The organism is Mammaliicoccus sp. O-M54, from assembly GCF_022386035.1.
GTDB classification, from domain to species: Bacteria; Bacillota; Bacilli; order Staphylococcales; family Staphylococcaceae; genus Mammaliicoccus; species Mammaliicoccus sciuri_A.
In genome coordinates this window covers 234,928-251,383 of sequence record NZ_JAJNJE010000001.1, presented here as the reverse complement: position 1 = coordinate 251,383, position 16,456 = coordinate 234,928, and the positions used below count along the sequence as shown (strand labels likewise).

At 32.7% G+C, this 16,456-nt stretch carries 15 protein-coding genes; 6 read left to right on the top strand and 9 right to left on the bottom strand.

All coding sequences use genetic code 11. From position 1 onward, the window contains the following. Positions 1–10: 10 nt before the first annotated feature. Both opp3C and opp3b read right to left on the bottom strand, forming a co-directional pair. Positions 11–1,081 (bottom strand): oligopeptide ABC transporter permease, encoded by a 1,071-nt coding sequence (gene opp3C / locus LQ673_RS01365; protein WP_191835741.1) that lies wholly within the window; start codon positions 1,079–1,081, stop codon positions 11–13. Beyond that, entirely contained in the window at positions 1,081–2,007 is a 927-nt protein-coding gene (opp3b, locus tag LQ673_RS01360) for an oligopeptide ABC transporter permease (RefSeq protein ID WP_025905684.1), read from the bottom strand. The genes opp3C and opp3b overlap by 1 nt, the downstream gene beginning before the upstream one ends. Before the next feature lie 381 nt (positions 2,008–2,388). Here opp3b and LQ673_RS01355 point away from each other — a divergent pair, with 381 nt between their 5' ends. Then, positions 2,389–2,760, top strand: coding sequence for a DUF3899 domain-containing protein (locus LQ673_RS01355; RefSeq protein ID WP_025905685.1), 372 nt, complete (start codon positions 2,389–2,391; stop codon positions 2,758–2,760). Between the two features lie 66 nt (positions 2,761–2,826). On the opposite strand, the gene fabF is transcribed toward LQ673_RS01355, so the two are convergent. Then, a complete protein-coding gene (gene fabF / locus LQ673_RS01350) occupies positions 2,827–4,071 on the bottom strand; it encodes a beta-ketoacyl-ACP synthase II (protein WP_037588871.1) in 1,245 nt (414 codons plus the stop codon). A 14-nt stretch (positions 4,072–4,085) separates the two neighbouring features. Continuing rightward, positions 4,086–5,027: a beta-ketoacyl-ACP synthase III gene (locus tag LQ673_RS01345; protein ID WP_159315238.1), complete on the bottom strand. Its 942-nt coding sequence runs from the start codon at positions 5,025–5,027 to the stop codon at positions 4,086–4,088. 186 nt (positions 5,028–5,213) lie between these two features. Between LQ673_RS01345 and LQ673_RS01340 the strand changes: the two genes are divergently transcribed. Further along, positions 5,214–5,417 carry a YjzD family protein gene (locus LQ673_RS01340; protein ID WP_191835740.1) on the top strand — a complete coding sequence of 68 codons (204 nt, stop codon included), beginning with the start codon at positions 5,214–5,216 and terminating at the stop codon, positions 5,415–5,417. A gap of 623 nt (positions 5,418–6,040) precedes the next feature. On the opposite strand, the gene clpB is transcribed toward LQ673_RS01340, so the two are convergent. Beyond that, on the bottom strand, positions 6,041–8,638 hold the full coding sequence (gene clpB, locus LQ673_RS01335; protein ID WP_191835739.1) for an ATP-dependent chaperone ClpB: 2,598 nt from the start codon (positions 8,636–8,638) through the stop codon (positions 6,041–6,043). A gap of 170 nt (positions 8,639–8,808) precedes the next feature. Here clpB and LQ673_RS01330 point away from each other — a divergent pair, with 170 nt between their 5' ends. Next, positions 8,809–9,501, top strand: coding sequence for a Crp/Fnr family transcriptional regulator (locus tag LQ673_RS01330; RefSeq protein ID WP_159315239.1), 693 nt, complete (start codon positions 8,809–8,811; stop codon positions 9,499–9,501). A gap of 72 nt (positions 9,502–9,573) precedes the next feature. Here the strand turns inward: LQ673_RS01330 and LQ673_RS01325 are convergent, their stop codons facing one another. Continuing rightward, positions 9,574–9,882 carry a metal-sulfur cluster assembly factor gene (locus tag LQ673_RS01325; RefSeq protein ID WP_037588867.1) on the bottom strand — a complete coding sequence of 103 codons (309 nt, stop codon included), beginning with the start codon at positions 9,880–9,882 and terminating at the stop codon, positions 9,574–9,576. A 119-nt stretch (positions 9,883–10,001) separates the two neighbouring features. Here LQ673_RS01325 and LQ673_RS01320 point away from each other — a divergent pair, with 119 nt between their 5' ends. Genes LQ673_RS01320 through LQ673_RS01310 form a run of 3 tightly spaced genes read left to right on the top strand, consistent with a single transcriptional unit; the run spans position 10,002 to position 13,010 of the window. Beyond that, the gene (locus LQ673_RS01320) at positions 10,002–10,814 is read left to right on the top strand and encodes a Cof-type HAD-IIB family hydrolase (RefSeq protein ID WP_037588866.1); all 813 of its coding nucleotides are present in this window, start codon (positions 10,002–10,004) and stop codon (positions 10,812–10,814) included. Between the two features lie 12 nt (positions 10,815–10,826). Continuing rightward, positions 10,827–11,672: a DegV family protein gene (locus LQ673_RS01315; protein WP_191835738.1), complete on the top strand. Its 846-nt coding sequence runs from the start codon at positions 10,827–10,829 to the stop codon at positions 11,670–11,672. 6 nt (positions 11,673–11,678) lie between these two features. Beyond that, positions 11,679–13,010 (top strand): CoA-disulfide reductase, encoded by a 1,332-nt coding sequence (locus tag LQ673_RS01310; protein WP_196308371.1) that lies wholly within the window; start codon positions 11,679–11,681, stop codon positions 13,008–13,010. Positions 13,011–13,391: 381 nt separating this feature from the next. Here LQ673_RS01310 and LQ673_RS01305 read toward each other — a convergent pair whose 3' ends face one another. The 3 genes from LQ673_RS01305 to LQ673_RS01295 form a co-directional block, all read right to left on the bottom strand. Continuing rightward, entirely contained in the window at positions 13,392–14,813 is a 1,422-nt protein-coding gene (locus LQ673_RS01305; RefSeq protein WP_191835736.1) for an alpha-amylase family protein, read from the bottom strand. A 153-nt stretch (positions 14,814–14,966) separates the two neighbouring features. Beyond that, complete coding sequence (locus tag LQ673_RS01300; protein ID WP_037588863.1) at positions 14,967–15,311, bottom strand: YisL family protein; 345 nt, start codon at positions 15,309–15,311, stop codon at positions 14,967–14,969. 206 nt (positions 15,312–15,517) lie between these two features. Continuing rightward, on the bottom strand, positions 15,518–16,423 hold the full coding sequence (locus LQ673_RS01295; protein ID WP_037588862.1) for a fumarylacetoacetate hydrolase family protein: 906 nt from the start codon (positions 16,421–16,423) through the stop codon (positions 15,518–15,520). Positions 16,424–16,456 lie beyond the last annotated feature (33 nt).

Genomic DNA, 16,456 nt, shown 5'->3' with positions numbered 1-16,456 from the left:
AATTTCCTCCTTATTTACGCATTTTAGGGTCAAACGCATCTCTTAAACCATCACTGAATAAGTAGAAGAATAAGATTAATAAACTTAATACTGTTGCTGGTACGAATAATTCATGTGGGTAAATCAGCAACATTTTTCTACCTGTATCAACTAATGAACCTAGTGATGCTTGTGGTGCTGGAATACCTAATCCAATGAAGCTTAAGAATGCTTCGAAGAAAATTGCACTTGGAACTGTAAACATAGACGTTACAATAATTGGGCCAAGTGTATTCGGTAAAATATGTTTAAAGATTAATTTAAAGTTAGAAACCCCTAATGTTCTAGATGCCATTACGAATTCTTGTTCTTTAATTTTCAAGAATTGTCCACGTACAATACGACTCATACCGAGCCAACCTGTTACAGACATGGCTAAAATAATTGTCCATATTGATGGATCAAATAGTAATACGAATAAAATTACGACGATTAAGTTTGGAATAGAAGAAAGTATTTCTACGATACGTTGTAAAATATCATCTATTCTTCCTCCGAAGTAACCTGATACAGCACCGTAAATGACACCGATAAAGATATCTAGAGCTGCTGCTACAAGACCGATGAATAAGGATACTTGTGTACCTCTCCAAGTACGTGTCCATAAGTCACGTCCAAGTTCATCTGTACCGAACCAGTAATTTTCTTGAACGTTTTGACTTTCATATAAGTCAAAACCATCTCTATCTGTACCATCAAATGGTAAGAACGGAACTTTATCTAATACTGGAATTTTCGGTGGTAAGTTCGCATGTGAAACGTTTTGATCACTAAATTTATGATCATTCATTAATGGTCCTACTAAAGAAATAACTGTCAGTAAGATAAGGAATATTAAACCAACAATCGCTAGTCTATTCCCTACAAGTTGTTTCCAAGCATCTTGCCAGAATGTACGACTTTTTCTTTCGAATTTTTCTTCTACGACTTTATCTCTACCATGTAATACGAAGCTTTCTGCTGGCATACCTTGTGCTGAGTGTGTAACAGAGGCGTTATCATAACCGCTATTATTTAACTTGTTATCATCATTATTAGCCATTATTTTTTACCTCCTTCAACACGGATTCTTGGATCTACTAATCCGTAAAGTACATCAACTAAAAAGATTGAAATAATAAATAAGAAACTGAATAGTAATGTTAAAGCCATAATGACTGGATAGTCATTTGTTTGAATTGATCGAACGAATTGGTCACCTAGACCAGGAACGCCGAATATATTTTCAATTGTCAAAGTACCTGTTAAGATACCTGCTAACATTGGAACGATAATCGTAATGATTGGAATTAATCCATTACGTACTGCATGTCCAAAGATAACACGTGCACTTGACATCCCCTTAGCTCTTGCTAATTCTATGTAATCAGAACTTAGGACCTCAATCATTTCAGAACGAATATAACGAGCAATTGTTGCTGTTACACCTGCTGCTAACGCAATTGATGGTAATACAGCAGTCATAAATCCACTCCAACCTGCTACAGGGAAGATTTGCCATTCAACAGCAAATACATATTGTAGTAGTACAGCTAGAACGAATGATGGAACTGAAATAAATATCACCGATAGGAAGGTAGCCCCATAGTCTACTATTGTGTTTTGCCTGATTGCAGCAACTATACCTAATAATAAACCAGTAATAGTTCCTAAAATCATCGCATATGTACCCATTTCTACAGATGGTCCAAGTCTAGGTTTAATTAAACTCCAAACCTCTCTGTTATCGTATTGGAATGAAATACCAAAATCACCTTTCGCGACATTTTTTAAATAGTTCGCGTATTGTACTGGTACAGGATCATTCAGACCATACTTTTCATTTATAATAACCTTCTGCTCTTCTGATAATTTCTCATCGTTGTACGGTGAACCCGGTAACAATTTCATTAAGAAAAATGTTATCGTCATAATTAAAAACAATGATATGAACATATAAATAATACGTTTCAAAGTATATCTAACCATTGTTTTGCCTCCAATCCCCTTATCGAATTCATATTTCTTTTAATATTCAGAAATATTTATATACATTATACAGAATTTATACAATGTAAATCAACACGAATATTCAGAATTTTGAATATGAAAGTGTTCAAAATAGTAGATTATTTTATTACGATAAAGCGACAACGCGATATCGATATACACTTTATTAGCATAAATATACAACAAATGTTTACTAATTACCTATTTTTTCTAATTTTCAGTCATTTACTATGTAGTCACATACAATAATTATACATAAGTAAAATTACACTTATTTTTTTATTAAGTTCCACAAAACATAAATATTTTTTTCTAATCTGTTATAATACACTTAAATCTAATGATAAGAGGTAGGTAATAATGAAATTTTGGGGTATTTTTACTATAGGCTATATTGGCCTATTCGCTGTCCTTTGTCTTATCTTTTTAAAAGACCTAGATCAAGCAGCTAATATATACTTTTACATCATGACAATTGCTTTTGCAGCTAGTTGGATTGTTGCGATGAAACAAGATGGCGTTGGAGAAGTTTCTAGACAAGCAGTTCGGAAGTTTAATTTTCATATGAAGTCTAAAGCGTCACAAGATTATTTGAAAGACGATGAAATCATGAATCCAAATATGAAAGAACTACATTTAAAAGAAAGAACAATACATAACTGGGTATTACCTTTTGTCGTATTAAGTACATTATTTTTTATTATCTCAATCTTTCTAGGGTTTATCGTTTAATATTTTTCATAATTAAAAAGCAGAAATACCAACTTTCCATTGGTATTTCTGCTTTATTTTTATGATCTATTTTTGATATTTTTTGAAGACTAATACTGCATTATGTCCGCCAAAGCCTAAGCTGTTACTCATAGCGTACTCAATATCTAATTTAGCCGCTTCATTAGGCGTATAGTCTAAATCGATTTCTGGATCTGGTGTGTTTGCATTAATTGTCGGAGCGACAATACTATTTTCAATTGATAAAGCCGTTAAGATTGATTCAACTGCACCAGTTGCACCAAGTAAATGACCCATCATTGATTTAGTTGAACTTATTTTTAAGTTCTTAGCTGCATCACCGAAAGTAGATTTAATAGCTAATACTTCATATAAATCACCAATTGGTGTACTTGTACCGTGTGCATTTAAATATTGGATATCTTCTGGATTAATACCAGCATCTTTAATGGCTGCTTGCATTGCACGAGCACCGCCTTCTCCATTTGGAGATGGAGCTGTTATATGGAATGCATCCCCAGTTGATCCATATCCTACAACCTCAGCATAAATATGTGCACCACGTGCTTCAGCTGATTCTAATGATTCTAATACGACTACACCAGCACCTTCACCCATGATAAAGCCATCTCTTCCTTCTTGGAAAGGACGACAAGCTGTATTTTTGTCTGGATTTGTAGATAATGCTTTATTCGCACTGAAACCTGCAATAGCCATTTCTGTTATAGGTGCCTCTGTACCACCAGCTAACATAACATCAGCATCACCACGTTGGATGATTTTAAATGCATCTCCTATAGAGTTTGTACCTGTTGCACAAGCAGTAACTGTACAACCATTTGGGCCTTTAGCGCCTAAATCTATAGATACTTGACCAGTTGCCATATCTGGAATCATCATTGGTACGAAGAAAGGACTTACACGTTTTGGACCACGTTTTAAAAGCATATTGTGTGAGTATTCGAATGTTTCCATACCACCAATACCTGAACCAATCCAAACACCTACACGATGACTATTTTCATCTGTAATTTCATATTTAGAATCTTTTAAAGCTTCACGCGCAGCAACAATTGCATATTGCGTGAATCTGTCCATTTTACGAGCATCTTTTTTCGGAATATGATCATCAATATTGAAGTCTTTCAATTCACCCGCTAATTTAGCTGGAAATTCAGAAACATCAATCCTTGTTACTTCGTCTATGCCGTTTTTACCGTTAATTGCATTTTCCCAAGTTGTAGGCACGTCATTTCCTAAAGGATTTAATGTACCTAAACCAGTCATTACAACACGTTTTTTCTCTGTCATTATCCAATTTCCTCCTATTTACCCCAGCGTAACGTTATGGCACCCCAAGTCAGGCCGCCACCAAATCCAACTAGGACTATTGTATCGTTATCTTTTATTTTACCTTGTTCTAATTCATATGCAATACTTAAGGGTATTGAAGCTGCAGATGTATTCCCGTATCTATCTACAGTTACACTCATCTTCTCTTTAGAAATACCTAATCTTTCACGAGCAGATTCCATAATTCTAATATTCGCTTGATGTGGTACAAACATATCGATGTCATCTGATTGTAGACCTGCTTTTTCTACTGCTTTAGTAGAAGCTTCACCCATAATTCTAACTGCAAACTTAAAGACTTCTCGTCCATTCATTTGGATTGTATTAGCATCCATATCTTGATATAGGTGTGGTCCACCATTACCATCTGAACCAAGTTCAACACTTAGTATACCTTTACCTTCTGATACTTCACCAATGATAGCTGCGCCAGCACCATCACCAAATAATATAGCTGTACTTCTGTCATTCATATCTGTAATTTTCGTTAGTTTATCAGCACCAACTACTAATACATTTTTATAAAGACCAGATTGTACAAATTGTTGTGCAGTTACTATACCATAAATAAAACCAGTACATGCAGCAAGTTGATCCATAGATGGAACTTTATTTAAACCTAATCTCTTCTGTAATGTAGTTGCTACAGTTGGAAATGGTTTATCCCCTGTTGACGTTGCTACGATGATCATTTCGATTTCTTCTTTATCCATACCAGAATCTTCAATCGCTCTTACCGCAGCTTCATATGCCAAATCACTTGTATCTTCAGTATCATCAGCAAAACGTCTTTCTTTTATACCTGTCATTTTTGTAATCCATTCATCTGATGTATCTAAATAACTTTCAAAATGTTCATTTTTTACCACGCGTTTAGGCGCATATGCACCAAAACCTTTTATACCAATATCCATTATATTGACACCTTCTTATAATCTGTTGTTATTATCAGGTACTAATTTAACATACTTATACCATTATACACAAGCGCGGACTCACTTTTAAAAATATTTAAATCGTTTTCATCATATAAGGTATACAATTTATAAAAAGTTAATTATAATGAATGATATGACATTAACAGTTACGGAGGATAAAAAATGCAATACATCTTAACTTTTATATGGGCATTCTTATTATCACAAATGATAAACTTTGTTTTACATAGTTTAGGCGGTTCAGATGAAGCGCTAAATTTTGTTAGTCCAACTATTTATGCAATCATTTTTACAGTTGTTATTATTCTTTTAGATGCATTAGTTGGTAAATCTTCTTCGGGCAAACAAAGTACACAACATTCATAAAAAAATCCCGTCAATTATGTGGCGGGATTTTTTGTTTATATTAGACCATATGATTTTTAGATTATATTCATGGTGTGAATGTGGGCTTTGTGAACACTTCTTGCCAAACTTGTTCATAACTGGGACGTTGTGAACACTTCTCGACAAACTTGTTCATAACGAGGGCGTTGCGAACACTTCTTACCAAACTTGTTCATAACGAGGGCGTTGCGAACACTTCTTACCAAACTTGTTCATAACGGGGGCGTTAGTTACAAAACTCGGTTAAACTGTAACCAAGAGCGGCTATAATTACAAATCTCGGCCGAAGTGATACTAACACACTCGTTATTTGCACTTCTCACCGAAACTGCTAATAACGCACCCACTATTTGCACTTCTTACCAAAACTGCTAATAACAACCTCAGTATTTGCACTTCTCATCAAAACTGCTAATAACGATACCACTATTTGCACTTCTTACCAAACTTGCTAATAACGATACCACTATTTGCACTTCTAACCGAAACTGCTAATAACGACCTCAGTATTTGCACTTCTCACCTAACTTGCTAATTACTTCCTTGCTACCTTATACACAACACCAAAAAAAATCCCGCCAATTATATGACGGGATACTTTATTATGCATTTACTTCAAATTTAACTTCACCATCTACTAAGTGTACGTTTACTATTGTACCTTCTTTTAATTCTTGACCGATCATCAATCTTGCTAATGGTGTTTCAATTTGTCTTTGTACAAATCGTTTCAATGGTCTTGCACCAAATTGTGGTTCATACGCTTCTTCAGCTATCCACTCTTTCACATCTTGGTCTACACTCACTTTGATGTGCTGATCTACTAATCGAATGTTTAAGTTTGTAATAATATGATCTACGATATGACTCATATCTTTAATAGATAATGGTTTGAATAATACGATATCGTCCATTCTGTTTAATATTTCTGGTTTAAAGTAAGCATGTAAGCTGTCGTCTACTTGTTTTTTAGCTGATTCTTCAATTTCACCATTTTCAGTAACACCATCTAATAAATATTGTGAACCAATATTACTTGTCATAATGATAATTGTATTTTTAAAATCAACACTGCGACCTTTTGCATCTGTTAATCTACCTTCATCTAATAATTGAAGTAATACGTTAAACACATCATTGTGTGCTTTTTCAATTTCATCTAATAAAATAACTGAATATGGTTGTCTTCTAACCGCTTCTGTTAATTGGCCACCTTCTTCATAACCTACATAACCTGGAGGCGCACCAATTAAACGTGCAACAGAGTGTTTTTCCATATATTCACTCATATCAATTCTGATCATATGTTTTTCAGAATCAAATAATGTTGCTGCTAATGTCTTAGCTAATTCAGTTTTACCGACACCAGTAGGACCTAAGAATAAGAAACTACCAATTGGTCTATTTGGGTCTTTAATACCTGCTCTTGCTCTTACAACAGCATCTGACACTAGATCTACTGCTTCATCTTGACCGACAACTCTTTCATGTAGAATGTCTGAAAGTTTAAGTAATTTTTCTCTTTCAGTTTCAACAAGTCTTGATACTGGAATACCTGTCCATTGACTGACGATATAACCAATTTCTTCATCTGTTACAACTTCTCTTATAAGTCGGTCATGATCAGAGCCTGTTTCTTCAGCAAATGCTTCTTCTAATTCTTTTAATACTGCTTCTATTTGTGGAATCTTGCCGTGTTTAAGTTCTGCTGCTTTAGCTAAATCATATTGATTTTCTGCATTTTCAAGCGCTTGTTTACTTTCATCTAATTCTGCTCTTTTATCTTGTAATGATTTGATTTGTTCTTTCTCTTGTTCAACTTTACTTTGTAATTGTTGTTGTTTTTCTTTTTCATCGGCTAATTCTTTTTGTAATTCTTCTAGACGTATTTGACTGCTTTGATCAGATTCTGATTTAAGTGCATTTTCTTCAATTTCTAACTGCATGACACGTCTATTTACAGCATCTAATTCAGTTGGATTAGAACCCATTTCTGTACGTATTGTTGCACAAGCTTGGTCTACTAAATCTATCGCTTTGTCTGGTAAGAATCTATCTGTAATATATCTATCTGATAATTCAGTTGCTGCTACTAACGCTCTATCTTGAATACGAACACCATGGTGTACTTCATATCTTTCTTTCAAACCTCTTAAAATTGAAATAGTATCTTCTAAGTCAGGTTCTTTAACATTTACTTTTTGGAAACGTCTTTCTAATGCTGAGTCTTTTTCAATGTATTGACGATATTCATTTAAAGTTGTTGCACCGATACAGTGTAACTCACCTCTTGCTAACATTGGTTTAAGCATGTTACCTGCATCCATTGCACCGTCTGTTTTACCTGCACCAACTAGCATATGAATTTCATCAATGAATAATAAAATTCTTCCTTCAGATTCTTTAACTTCTTTTAAGACTGCTTTTAATCTTTCTTCAAATTCACCGCGGAATTTGGCACCAGCAACTAATGCTGATAAATCTAATTCAAAAATTGTTTTATCTAATAATGATTCAGGAACATCTCTTTTAACAATTCGTTGAGCAAGTCCTTCTACAATTGCTGTTTTACCAACACCAGGCTCACCTATTAATACTGGGTTATTTTTAGTTTTTCTACTTAATATACGAATAGTATTACGAATTTCCTCATCTCTACCGATTACAGGATCCATTTTCCCTTTTCTAACTTCTTCGACTAAATCTCTACCGTATTTAGATAATGCTTCATATTGTACTTCAGGATTTTGTGATGTCACACGATTCCCTCCTCTTATTTTATTAATAATTTCATTAACGACTTCTTTTTTATTGCCTACAATATCGATTGTTATTTGGTCAACTTCGATAGCTGCTTTTAAGATATGCTCCATAGACATATAGTCATCTTGCATTTCTTCTTTAATTTTATCTGCTTTATTAAATAATTCATTAAGCTTTGGCGAAATATATTGTCCATATTGGACGTTATCACCTTTAACTACAGAATATTGTTTTAACTTTTGTTCATATTTATCTTTTAAAATTTCTGTATCAATATTTGCTCTTTCAAGCGTTCTTTTATAAATACTTTCATCTTCATTTAATGCTGCAAGTAATACAGCTTCTATTTCAATATTTTGTAGTTGATATGATTGTGATAATTGTTGTGCTTGTTCAATTGCACTTTGTACGGAATATGTCATCTGATTAATATCCAAATGTATCACCTCTTTAAATTTTCAACGGTCAATAGTTTGACTATCTTTGACCTTAATTTGATTATATACCTTTTGACCTTCTTTGACAAATATAAAGCACCAAAATTACAAACCTTTTTTATGACATTTTATGGTAAACTATAATTGAAATCATAAGGGGAAGTGATCTTTTGCAAACTACATATACAGAAGCAACTTCAATTATTGAGTATATTATTCAACATGGTCAACGACACCATTTTGATGCCCACCATTATATATACCATACTGGAGACTTATGTAATCATATTTATGTAATTGTAGAGGGAAAAGTCATTACACATCGCGTAATGGAAGACGGGAAAGAATTTAATACTAAACTATTAGGCAGACATAGTATTTTCGGTTCGACAACATTATTTTGTGGAAGAAAGACACATAGCCTTTCAGCAAGAGTAAAAGAAGCAGCTGTCGTATTTAGTATTCCTAAAGTACAATTCGAAGAAGCCATTTTAAACGATGAAGTGCTTAAATATGAATGGTTACTGTGGGTACAAAATGAAAACGAAAAAAATGAATATCAAATTAGAGATGTCTACACACTTGGAAAAACAGGTGCGTTCTATTCGATATTGATTAAATTAGCAAATACTTATGGCATACAAGATGGTAATAACATTTTGATAAATGTAGATTTAACCAATCATGAATTAGCTAATTTTTGTAATGTAACAAGAGAAAGTGTTAACCGTATGTTGAGTAATTTAAAGAAAGAGAAAATCGTCTCCATCAATCATAAGAAAATCACCATACACGACTTAGATTATTTAAAGAGAGCCATCAATTGTGAAAATTGTCCTTTATCTATATGTAGGATAGAATAAGGCAACTATAAACAACAAAAGCAGTAGAGCTGCATGTTCTAAACATGATGCTCTACTGCTTTTTGATTACTATTAGCTTACACCTAATGCAATTTTAGCGTAACGTGACATTTTGTCTTTGCCCCATGGTGGATTCCAGACAATGTTAACTTCTGTTTCTTTAATTTCAGGTAATTCTGCTAATGCAGTTTTAACCTGATCTATAATTTGTGGCCCCATTGGACAACCCATAGAAGTTAAAGTCATTTCTACTGTGCATAATCCTTCGTCGTCTAAGTCAACGTTATATACAAGACCTAAGTTAACTATGTCAATTCCTAGTTCAGGGTCAATTACATTCTCAAGTGCACCGATAATACTATCTTTCATTGCTTCTTCCATATTTTCACCTCATTCTAAAAGTTACTATATATAATATATCAAATTTAAAGCATGGGTTAAAGAAAATGATATGATATTATTGTATGTATCATAAAGAAAAATGGTAAGGAGTTATCGATATGGAAAAACATTTAATTTGTTTAGATTTAGATGGCACGTTATTAAACGATGAAAAGCGCATCTCACCTTTTACTAAAAAAGTATTACAGTATTTAAAAAAATCCGGTCATGAAATTATGATTTCAACTGGTAGACCATATCGAGCAAGTGTGGATTATTACAATGCAATGAATATGAATACCCCTATCATTAATTTCAATGGTGCTTATATTCATCATCCAACAGATAATAGGTTCCCAACGAAACATGAGCAATTTGATACGCGTATCGCATACAAAATTTATAAAGATATTAGTCAACTTGATATTAAAAATATTATTGCTGAAGTTAAAGACCAAGTGTATATCAACAACTATGATCAATCACTATTTGAAGGATTTAGCATGGGCAATCCTGAAATAAAATATGGAGAACTTGATCAATTACTACCTGAATCTCCTACGAGTTTATTAATTCAAGCAGAAGAAAGTGAAATTCCACGTATTAAAAGACATTTAAATAAACACTATGCTGAATTTATAGAACATCGTCGTTGGGGTGCTCCATTTCCTGTTATTGAAATTGTTAAAAAGGGTATTAACAAAGGTAAAGCGGTAAAATATGTCGCTGAATATTTAGATATAGATTTTGATAATATTATTGCTTTTGGTGATGAAGATAATGATTTTGAGATGATTCAATTTGCCAATTATGGTATCGCAATGGGAAATGCTATTCCAGAACTTAAAGAAATTGCAACAGAAGTTACAGACACTAATAATAATGATGGTATCGGAAAATACTTAAACAAACATTTTGACTTAAATATGTAAGGGGATTTTTACATGAAAATGATCGTAGATAGTGGTTCAGATTTAACGTTATCTCAAATTGAAGAAAAAGGATTTTACTTCTTACCTTTCGGAATTGTCATTGATGATCAAAATAAAGTTGATCAATATGAAATCTCAAACGAAGAAGTATTAGCAGCAATTAAAAACAATAAACATCCAAAGACGAATCAAGCTACTATGGAACAAATGACAAAAGTATTTACTGAAGTTGCAGAAAAGAAAGAACAAGCTATTTACTTAGCTTTTAGTAGTGCTTTAAGTGGGACATATCAAACGGCTTGTTTAGTTAAAGAACAAGTGAAAGAAACATACCCAGACCTTGATTTAACAATATATGACACATTAAGTGCATCAATGGGATGCGGCAAATTAATTCTCGATGTACAAGATAAAATTGAACAGTCATATACTTTTGAAGAGCTTGACGTTTATATTAAAGAGCGAATTGATAAAATTAGACATCTATTTACAGTTAAAGATTTAAACTATTTAGCTAGTGGTGGCAGACTTTCTAAAGGACAAGCATTTTTAGGTAATTTATTAAATATTAAACCCCTCCTTCATGTTGAAGAAGGCAAACTTGTTCCGATTGAGAAGCATCGAGGTTCTAAAAAATTATGGCATGCCATTATAGATAAGATGCAAAAAGAAAATAGTGATTACTCAGATGACATTATTTATATGACACATGCTGATGATATTGAAGAAGCAGAAAAAATTAAAGAACTGATTCAATCAAATCTTTCACCTAAAGATGTTGTCATTTCAAATATTGGTCCAGTTATATGTTCACACACTGGTAGTGGCACAGTCGCTATATTCTATTATAAGGAGTGATGGTAAGTGGCTAAAATTATCGTAATCGGTGCAGTTGCTGGAGGCGCAACAGTTGCATCGCAAATTCGACGACTTGATCCGGATAGTGATATTACAGTTTATGAAAAAGATAGAGATATGAGCTTTGCAAACTGTGGCCTTCCCTATTATTTAGGAGAAGTTGTAGAAGATAGAGATATGATGTTATCAGCGACACCTGATCAATTTAAAGAGAAAAAACATATTACAGTTAAAACTTATCATGAAGCGATTGAATTAAATGATTCTAAAAAAACAATCACGATTAAAAATCATGAAACTGGTGAAATTTTTGAAGATGCATATGACAAACTTATTTTAAGTCCGGGTTGTCGTGCAAGACATTTAGGTTTTCAATCTGACCGTGTATTTACATTAAGAAACTTAGTAGATACTGACAAAATAGAAGACTTTATTCAAAAAGAAAATGTCCAATCTGCATTAATTGTCGGTGCTGGTTATGTGAGTTTAGAAATTTTGGAGAATTTATATAATAGAAATATCGAGACAACTTTGATACATCGTAGCGACCACATTAATAAAAGTATGGATAGAGATTTAAATAAAGTTATATTTGATGAGTTAGAAAAACGAAATATTCCTTATAGATTAAATGAAGAAATTGCAGATATTTCAGGACGAGAAGTAACTTTTAAATCCGGTAAAACAGAATCATATGATTTAGTCATTACGGGTGTTGGAATTGAACCGAATAGTGATTGGTTAAAATCATCTTCACTTAAATTAAATGAAAAAGGCTATATCCCAGTAAATGAATATTTCGAAACGAATTTAGATGATGTATATGCATTAGGTGATGTGATTGAAACATTCTATAGACATACAAAGAAACCAACTAGTGTCACTTTAGCTTGGGGTGCCCATAGAGCAGCAGCATTAATCGCCGAAAATATTACATCAAATTCATCAAGTCCTAAAGCTACTTTCAAAGGTTTACTTGGTACAAATATAGTAAAAATGTTTGATTATGCATTAGGTAGTGTTGGCGTTTCAGAAAGTGAACTTTCAAATTATGATTATGATGTAGTTGAACAAACTCAAAAACAACATGCTGGCTATTATCCTAGTGCCGAACCACTTACATTACGCGTTTATTTTGATAAAGTAACACGCAAAATATTACGTGCATGTGCAGTCGGTAAAGATGGTGCTGATAAACGAATTGATATTATAGCTACAGCAATAATAGGAGACCTAACTGTAGACGAACTACGTGATATCGAGATTGCTTATGCACCACCATTCTCTAGTCCAAAAGATATTGTTAATATGATTGGTTATAAAGCACAATCAAAATAAAGTATGTGAATTTTAATAGAGCGACCCGAAAACGATGTTTTTCGGGTCGATAATTTTATTTATCGGCCTGATAATCCTGTTTTCGGGTCGATAATTTTATTTATCGGTCCGATAATCTTGTTTTCGGGTCGATAATTTTATTTATCGGCCCATATTTTCCATTTCTGGACCGGTAAATTTTTTTATCGGTCCATATTTCTCATTTCTGGACCGGTATTTATTTTTATCGGTCCATATTTCCCGTTTCTGGACCGATAATTATTTTTATCGGTCCATATTTCTCATTTCTGGACCGGTATTTATTTTTATCGGTCCAGAAACACACCCCTACGACCTCTAACAATGATAAAAGCTGGGACACGGATGTCCCAGCTTTACATATTATTGATTATTCTTTTGTCGTTTACTTCTTCTTGATACTAAGAAGATAAATAATCCAAATAATAGGATTACAAGTACTGCTGCAACTAAATAACTATTATTCAGTCCTCTTTCATTAATAATTGCGTATAGTTCACTTTCTTCTCTATCTGTAATTAAGTCATATCGATTATCTTTACCTTTAATATTATCTCCTAATATAAGGCCAGATAGCATTTTATTTTTTTCAATAACCTTATCATCTAATGTGACTTTTTTAGACTTACTGCTATCGTTAATATTCAAGATATAATCAATTGTATTTGTGTCATAATAAAACAAGTTTGTACCTTTATCATGCGGCAATACTTTAACTTTACCTTCATACAATTCTTGATATTGTTTAAAGGTATCAGCAATTTTTTCTAAATATTTTATAACTTCTTTATCCGTTCTAAAGTTCTGTAGCTGATTGATTGTTTCGATTTTTGAACCATTTACAGCTATTTCTGTACCATAGTTCATCATAACTGGACCTTTATATCCCCACATATATGTCATTAATTGTTTAATACGTGTTCCAGGGAATTTGTTCTCATCTGCAGCATGTTTTGTGAAACGTTCTGTAAACCAAGTGTCTGCAATGAGTACTTCACCTTTTTGGTTATAAGCAGGAATTTCGGTATTTTCAGTTTTAAATGCATTTTGAATAGCTGTACGTGTACCATTTGTCGATAAATGTTTAAAGTTTTTTGCGTTTATACCGTCTTTATTAATGATACCGTATGTATCCAATCCTTCTGGTAGAAACGCCTCAGCATCTATACCATCTTGAACGATATTCATCGAAACACCATCGATATGATATTTATCAACAAAATTTTTAACTTTCGCTTTGTAAATACCTTGATTCTCACTATTCTTCAAATCTATAAATTGATCATTTTTAAAGTATGATTTTTGAATTTGATTCAAATCACCATTTGTTGATTGCTTAAAATCATCTGTATATGTAACTGGCATATCAATGATGATTTTCATATCTTTTTGATGCACTTTATCAATTAATGATTTGAATGCTTTCTCTCCACCTAGCACTTTGTCGATATCATCATAGTTTTTCACTTTATATCCTAAAAAATCTTTCTGATTATGTGAAAAGACAGGTGAAATATGTATCGTATTAAATCCCATATCATGAATATAATCTAGCTTTGATTCAATCCCTTGGAAATCCCCTCCAAGTGGTAAATCATTCGATTGATTATTATTTTTAATCATCTTATTGTTGTCGTTATTTCCATTCATAAAACGATCAACCACTAAACTATAAATTCTAGGGTATTTAACATCCTCGTATTCTTTCTCTTTCGCAAAAACATAGCTACTAAAAAGTGGTGCGATTAATATAATCGATATGATTATCTTTGTCCATTTATTCATTTATTCAACCCTCTTTATTACCCAATTAATTCTATTATACTAAAACGTTTACTTAACTGATAGAACTACATGAAATTGTCATAAATAAATTCAATAAAAAAATCCATTCATGTCTTGTAATTACAAAATCATGAATGGATTTTAAAGTGGCTATTAACCAAAGTGTAATACGCCCATTGGTAAATAACTACCTAATAAAATCGTTAATACCATTACAACAATTGTTGCAATGAATAATCCTTGGCTGTTTTTATTCTTTTTCTTCTTAGCAATTGTCACTTCAATTAAACCAAGAACTGCAAGTCCCAGAATAAATTTAATACCATAAAGCATACCGTTAATTCCCATAGCTTGCATGAAAATAACAAAACCAGAAATTAAAGTAAATACCATGAATAATCTTAAGACCATATGCACTGGTTTATTTGTAACTTTCATGTAGACAACGAAGAATAAGATAATCGTAACTAACCAGCTAAAAATATGGAAATGTATCATATTTAGTTCCCCCCAAATATTCATATTTCTTTTCCATTAGCATTATAACATAGGAACAATTAGAATAAGCCCATTTTTGCAAAAGCTAATATTAAAGTTAGCGCATAATTCACAATTTATTCAAATGTTCGTCCTACTAAAAAGAATACCCCCTATTCCAAGTTTCTAACACTCGGTTTAGAAGGTACTCTTATATATCACTTTAATTATTTTTCACTAATGAATGTTGTTAAAGTTCCGATACCATCAATTGTAACTTTAATTTCATCACCTGGTTGTAAAAATTGTGGTGGGTTCATACCTGCACCAACTCCAGCCGGTGTACCAGTAGCAATGATATCCCCTGGATGCAATGCTACATATTTAGAAATTTCAGCAATTAATTCGTCGATTTTTAAGATCATTTCATTTGTATTACCATCTTGACGAATTTCATTGTTCACTTTAGTGACAATATTAACGTCTTCAGGTAATGGTAACTCATCTTTAGTTACGATATATGGACCCATTGGGCATCCACCTGTTAATGATTTAGAAAGGAATGCTTGATCATGTTCCTTTTGAGCATTTCTATCTGTAATGTCATTGATGATTGTATAACCATATACATAATCTAAAGCTAATCCACGTGGGATTTTCTCTCCATGCTTACCGATTACAACGCCTAATTCACCTTCATAATCTAACTTGTCTGTTACATCTTTATGATTCGGAATTTCTGCGTTATCACCAGTTAAAGATGATGCTGCTTTAGTGAATACATATAATCTATTAACTTTATTATTTAATTCTTCAGCGTGTTTTTTGTAATTACGTCCGAAAGCAATTACATTATTTGTAGGTGTTACAGGTGGTAAAAACTCGATATCCTCAAAGCTATATTTGTAATCGTCTTTCTCAGCAGATTCTTCCACTTTAACGACTGCTTTACGAACTGCTTCTTGGAAATCAACATTTATATTTAATTGTAAACCTTCTAATAATGTCTTAGGATTAAAACCTTCTTCTCCAAAGTCCGCAAATACTTTGCGTAAATCCCAAACCGCTTCTTCGCGTTTTACTTTCACACCGTATGAAGTGATATCTTTATGTTTAAAAGTTAAAAATTTCATTCACTCTGTCAACTCCTTCTTATTCTTAATTTC

Bases quoted from the DNA above. Each gene is read 5' to 3' on its own strand.
- opp3b (WP_025905684.1), bottom strand. From the start codon at position 2,007: ATGGTTAGATATACTTTGAAACGTATTATTTATATGTTCATATCATTG.
- LQ673_RS01355 (WP_025905685.1), top strand. From the start codon at position 2,389: ATGAAATTTTGGGGTATTTTTACTATAGGCTATATTGGCCTATTCGCT.
- LQ673_RS01295 (WP_037588862.1), bottom strand. From the start codon at position 16,423: ATGAAATTTTTAACTTTTAAACATAAAGATATCACTTCATACGGTGTG.
- LQ673_RS01305 (WP_191835736.1), bottom strand. From the start codon at position 14,813: ATGAATAAATGGACAAAGATAATCATATCGATTATATTAATCGCACCA.
- LQ673_RS01345 (WP_159315238.1), bottom strand. From the start codon at position 5,027: ATGGATATTGGTATAAAAGGTTTTGGTGCATATGCGCCTAAACGCGTG.
- LQ673_RS01300 (WP_037588863.1), bottom strand. From the start codon at position 15,311: ATGATACATTTCCATATTTTTAGCTGGTTAGTTACGATTATCTTATTC.
- LQ673_RS01340 (WP_191835740.1), top strand. From the start codon at position 5,214: ATGCAATACATCTTAACTTTTATATGGGCATTCTTATTATCACAAATG.
- LQ673_RS01325 (WP_037588867.1), bottom strand. From the start codon at position 9,882: ATGGAAGAAGCAATGAAAGATAGTATTATCGGTGCACTTGAGAATGTA.
- LQ673_RS01315 (WP_191835738.1), top strand. From the start codon at position 10,827: ATGAAAATGATCGTAGATAGTGGTTCAGATTTAACGTTATCTCAAATT.
- LQ673_RS01320 (WP_037588866.1), top strand. From the start codon at position 10,002: ATGGAAAAACATTTAATTTGTTTAGATTTAGATGGCACGTTATTAAAC.
- fabF (WP_037588871.1), bottom strand. From the start codon at position 4,071: ATGACAGAGAAAAAACGTGTTGTAATGACTGGTTTAGGTACATTAAAT.
- opp3C (WP_191835741.1), bottom strand. From the start codon at position 1,081: ATGGCTAATAATGATGATAACAAGTTAAATAATAGCGGTTATGATAAC.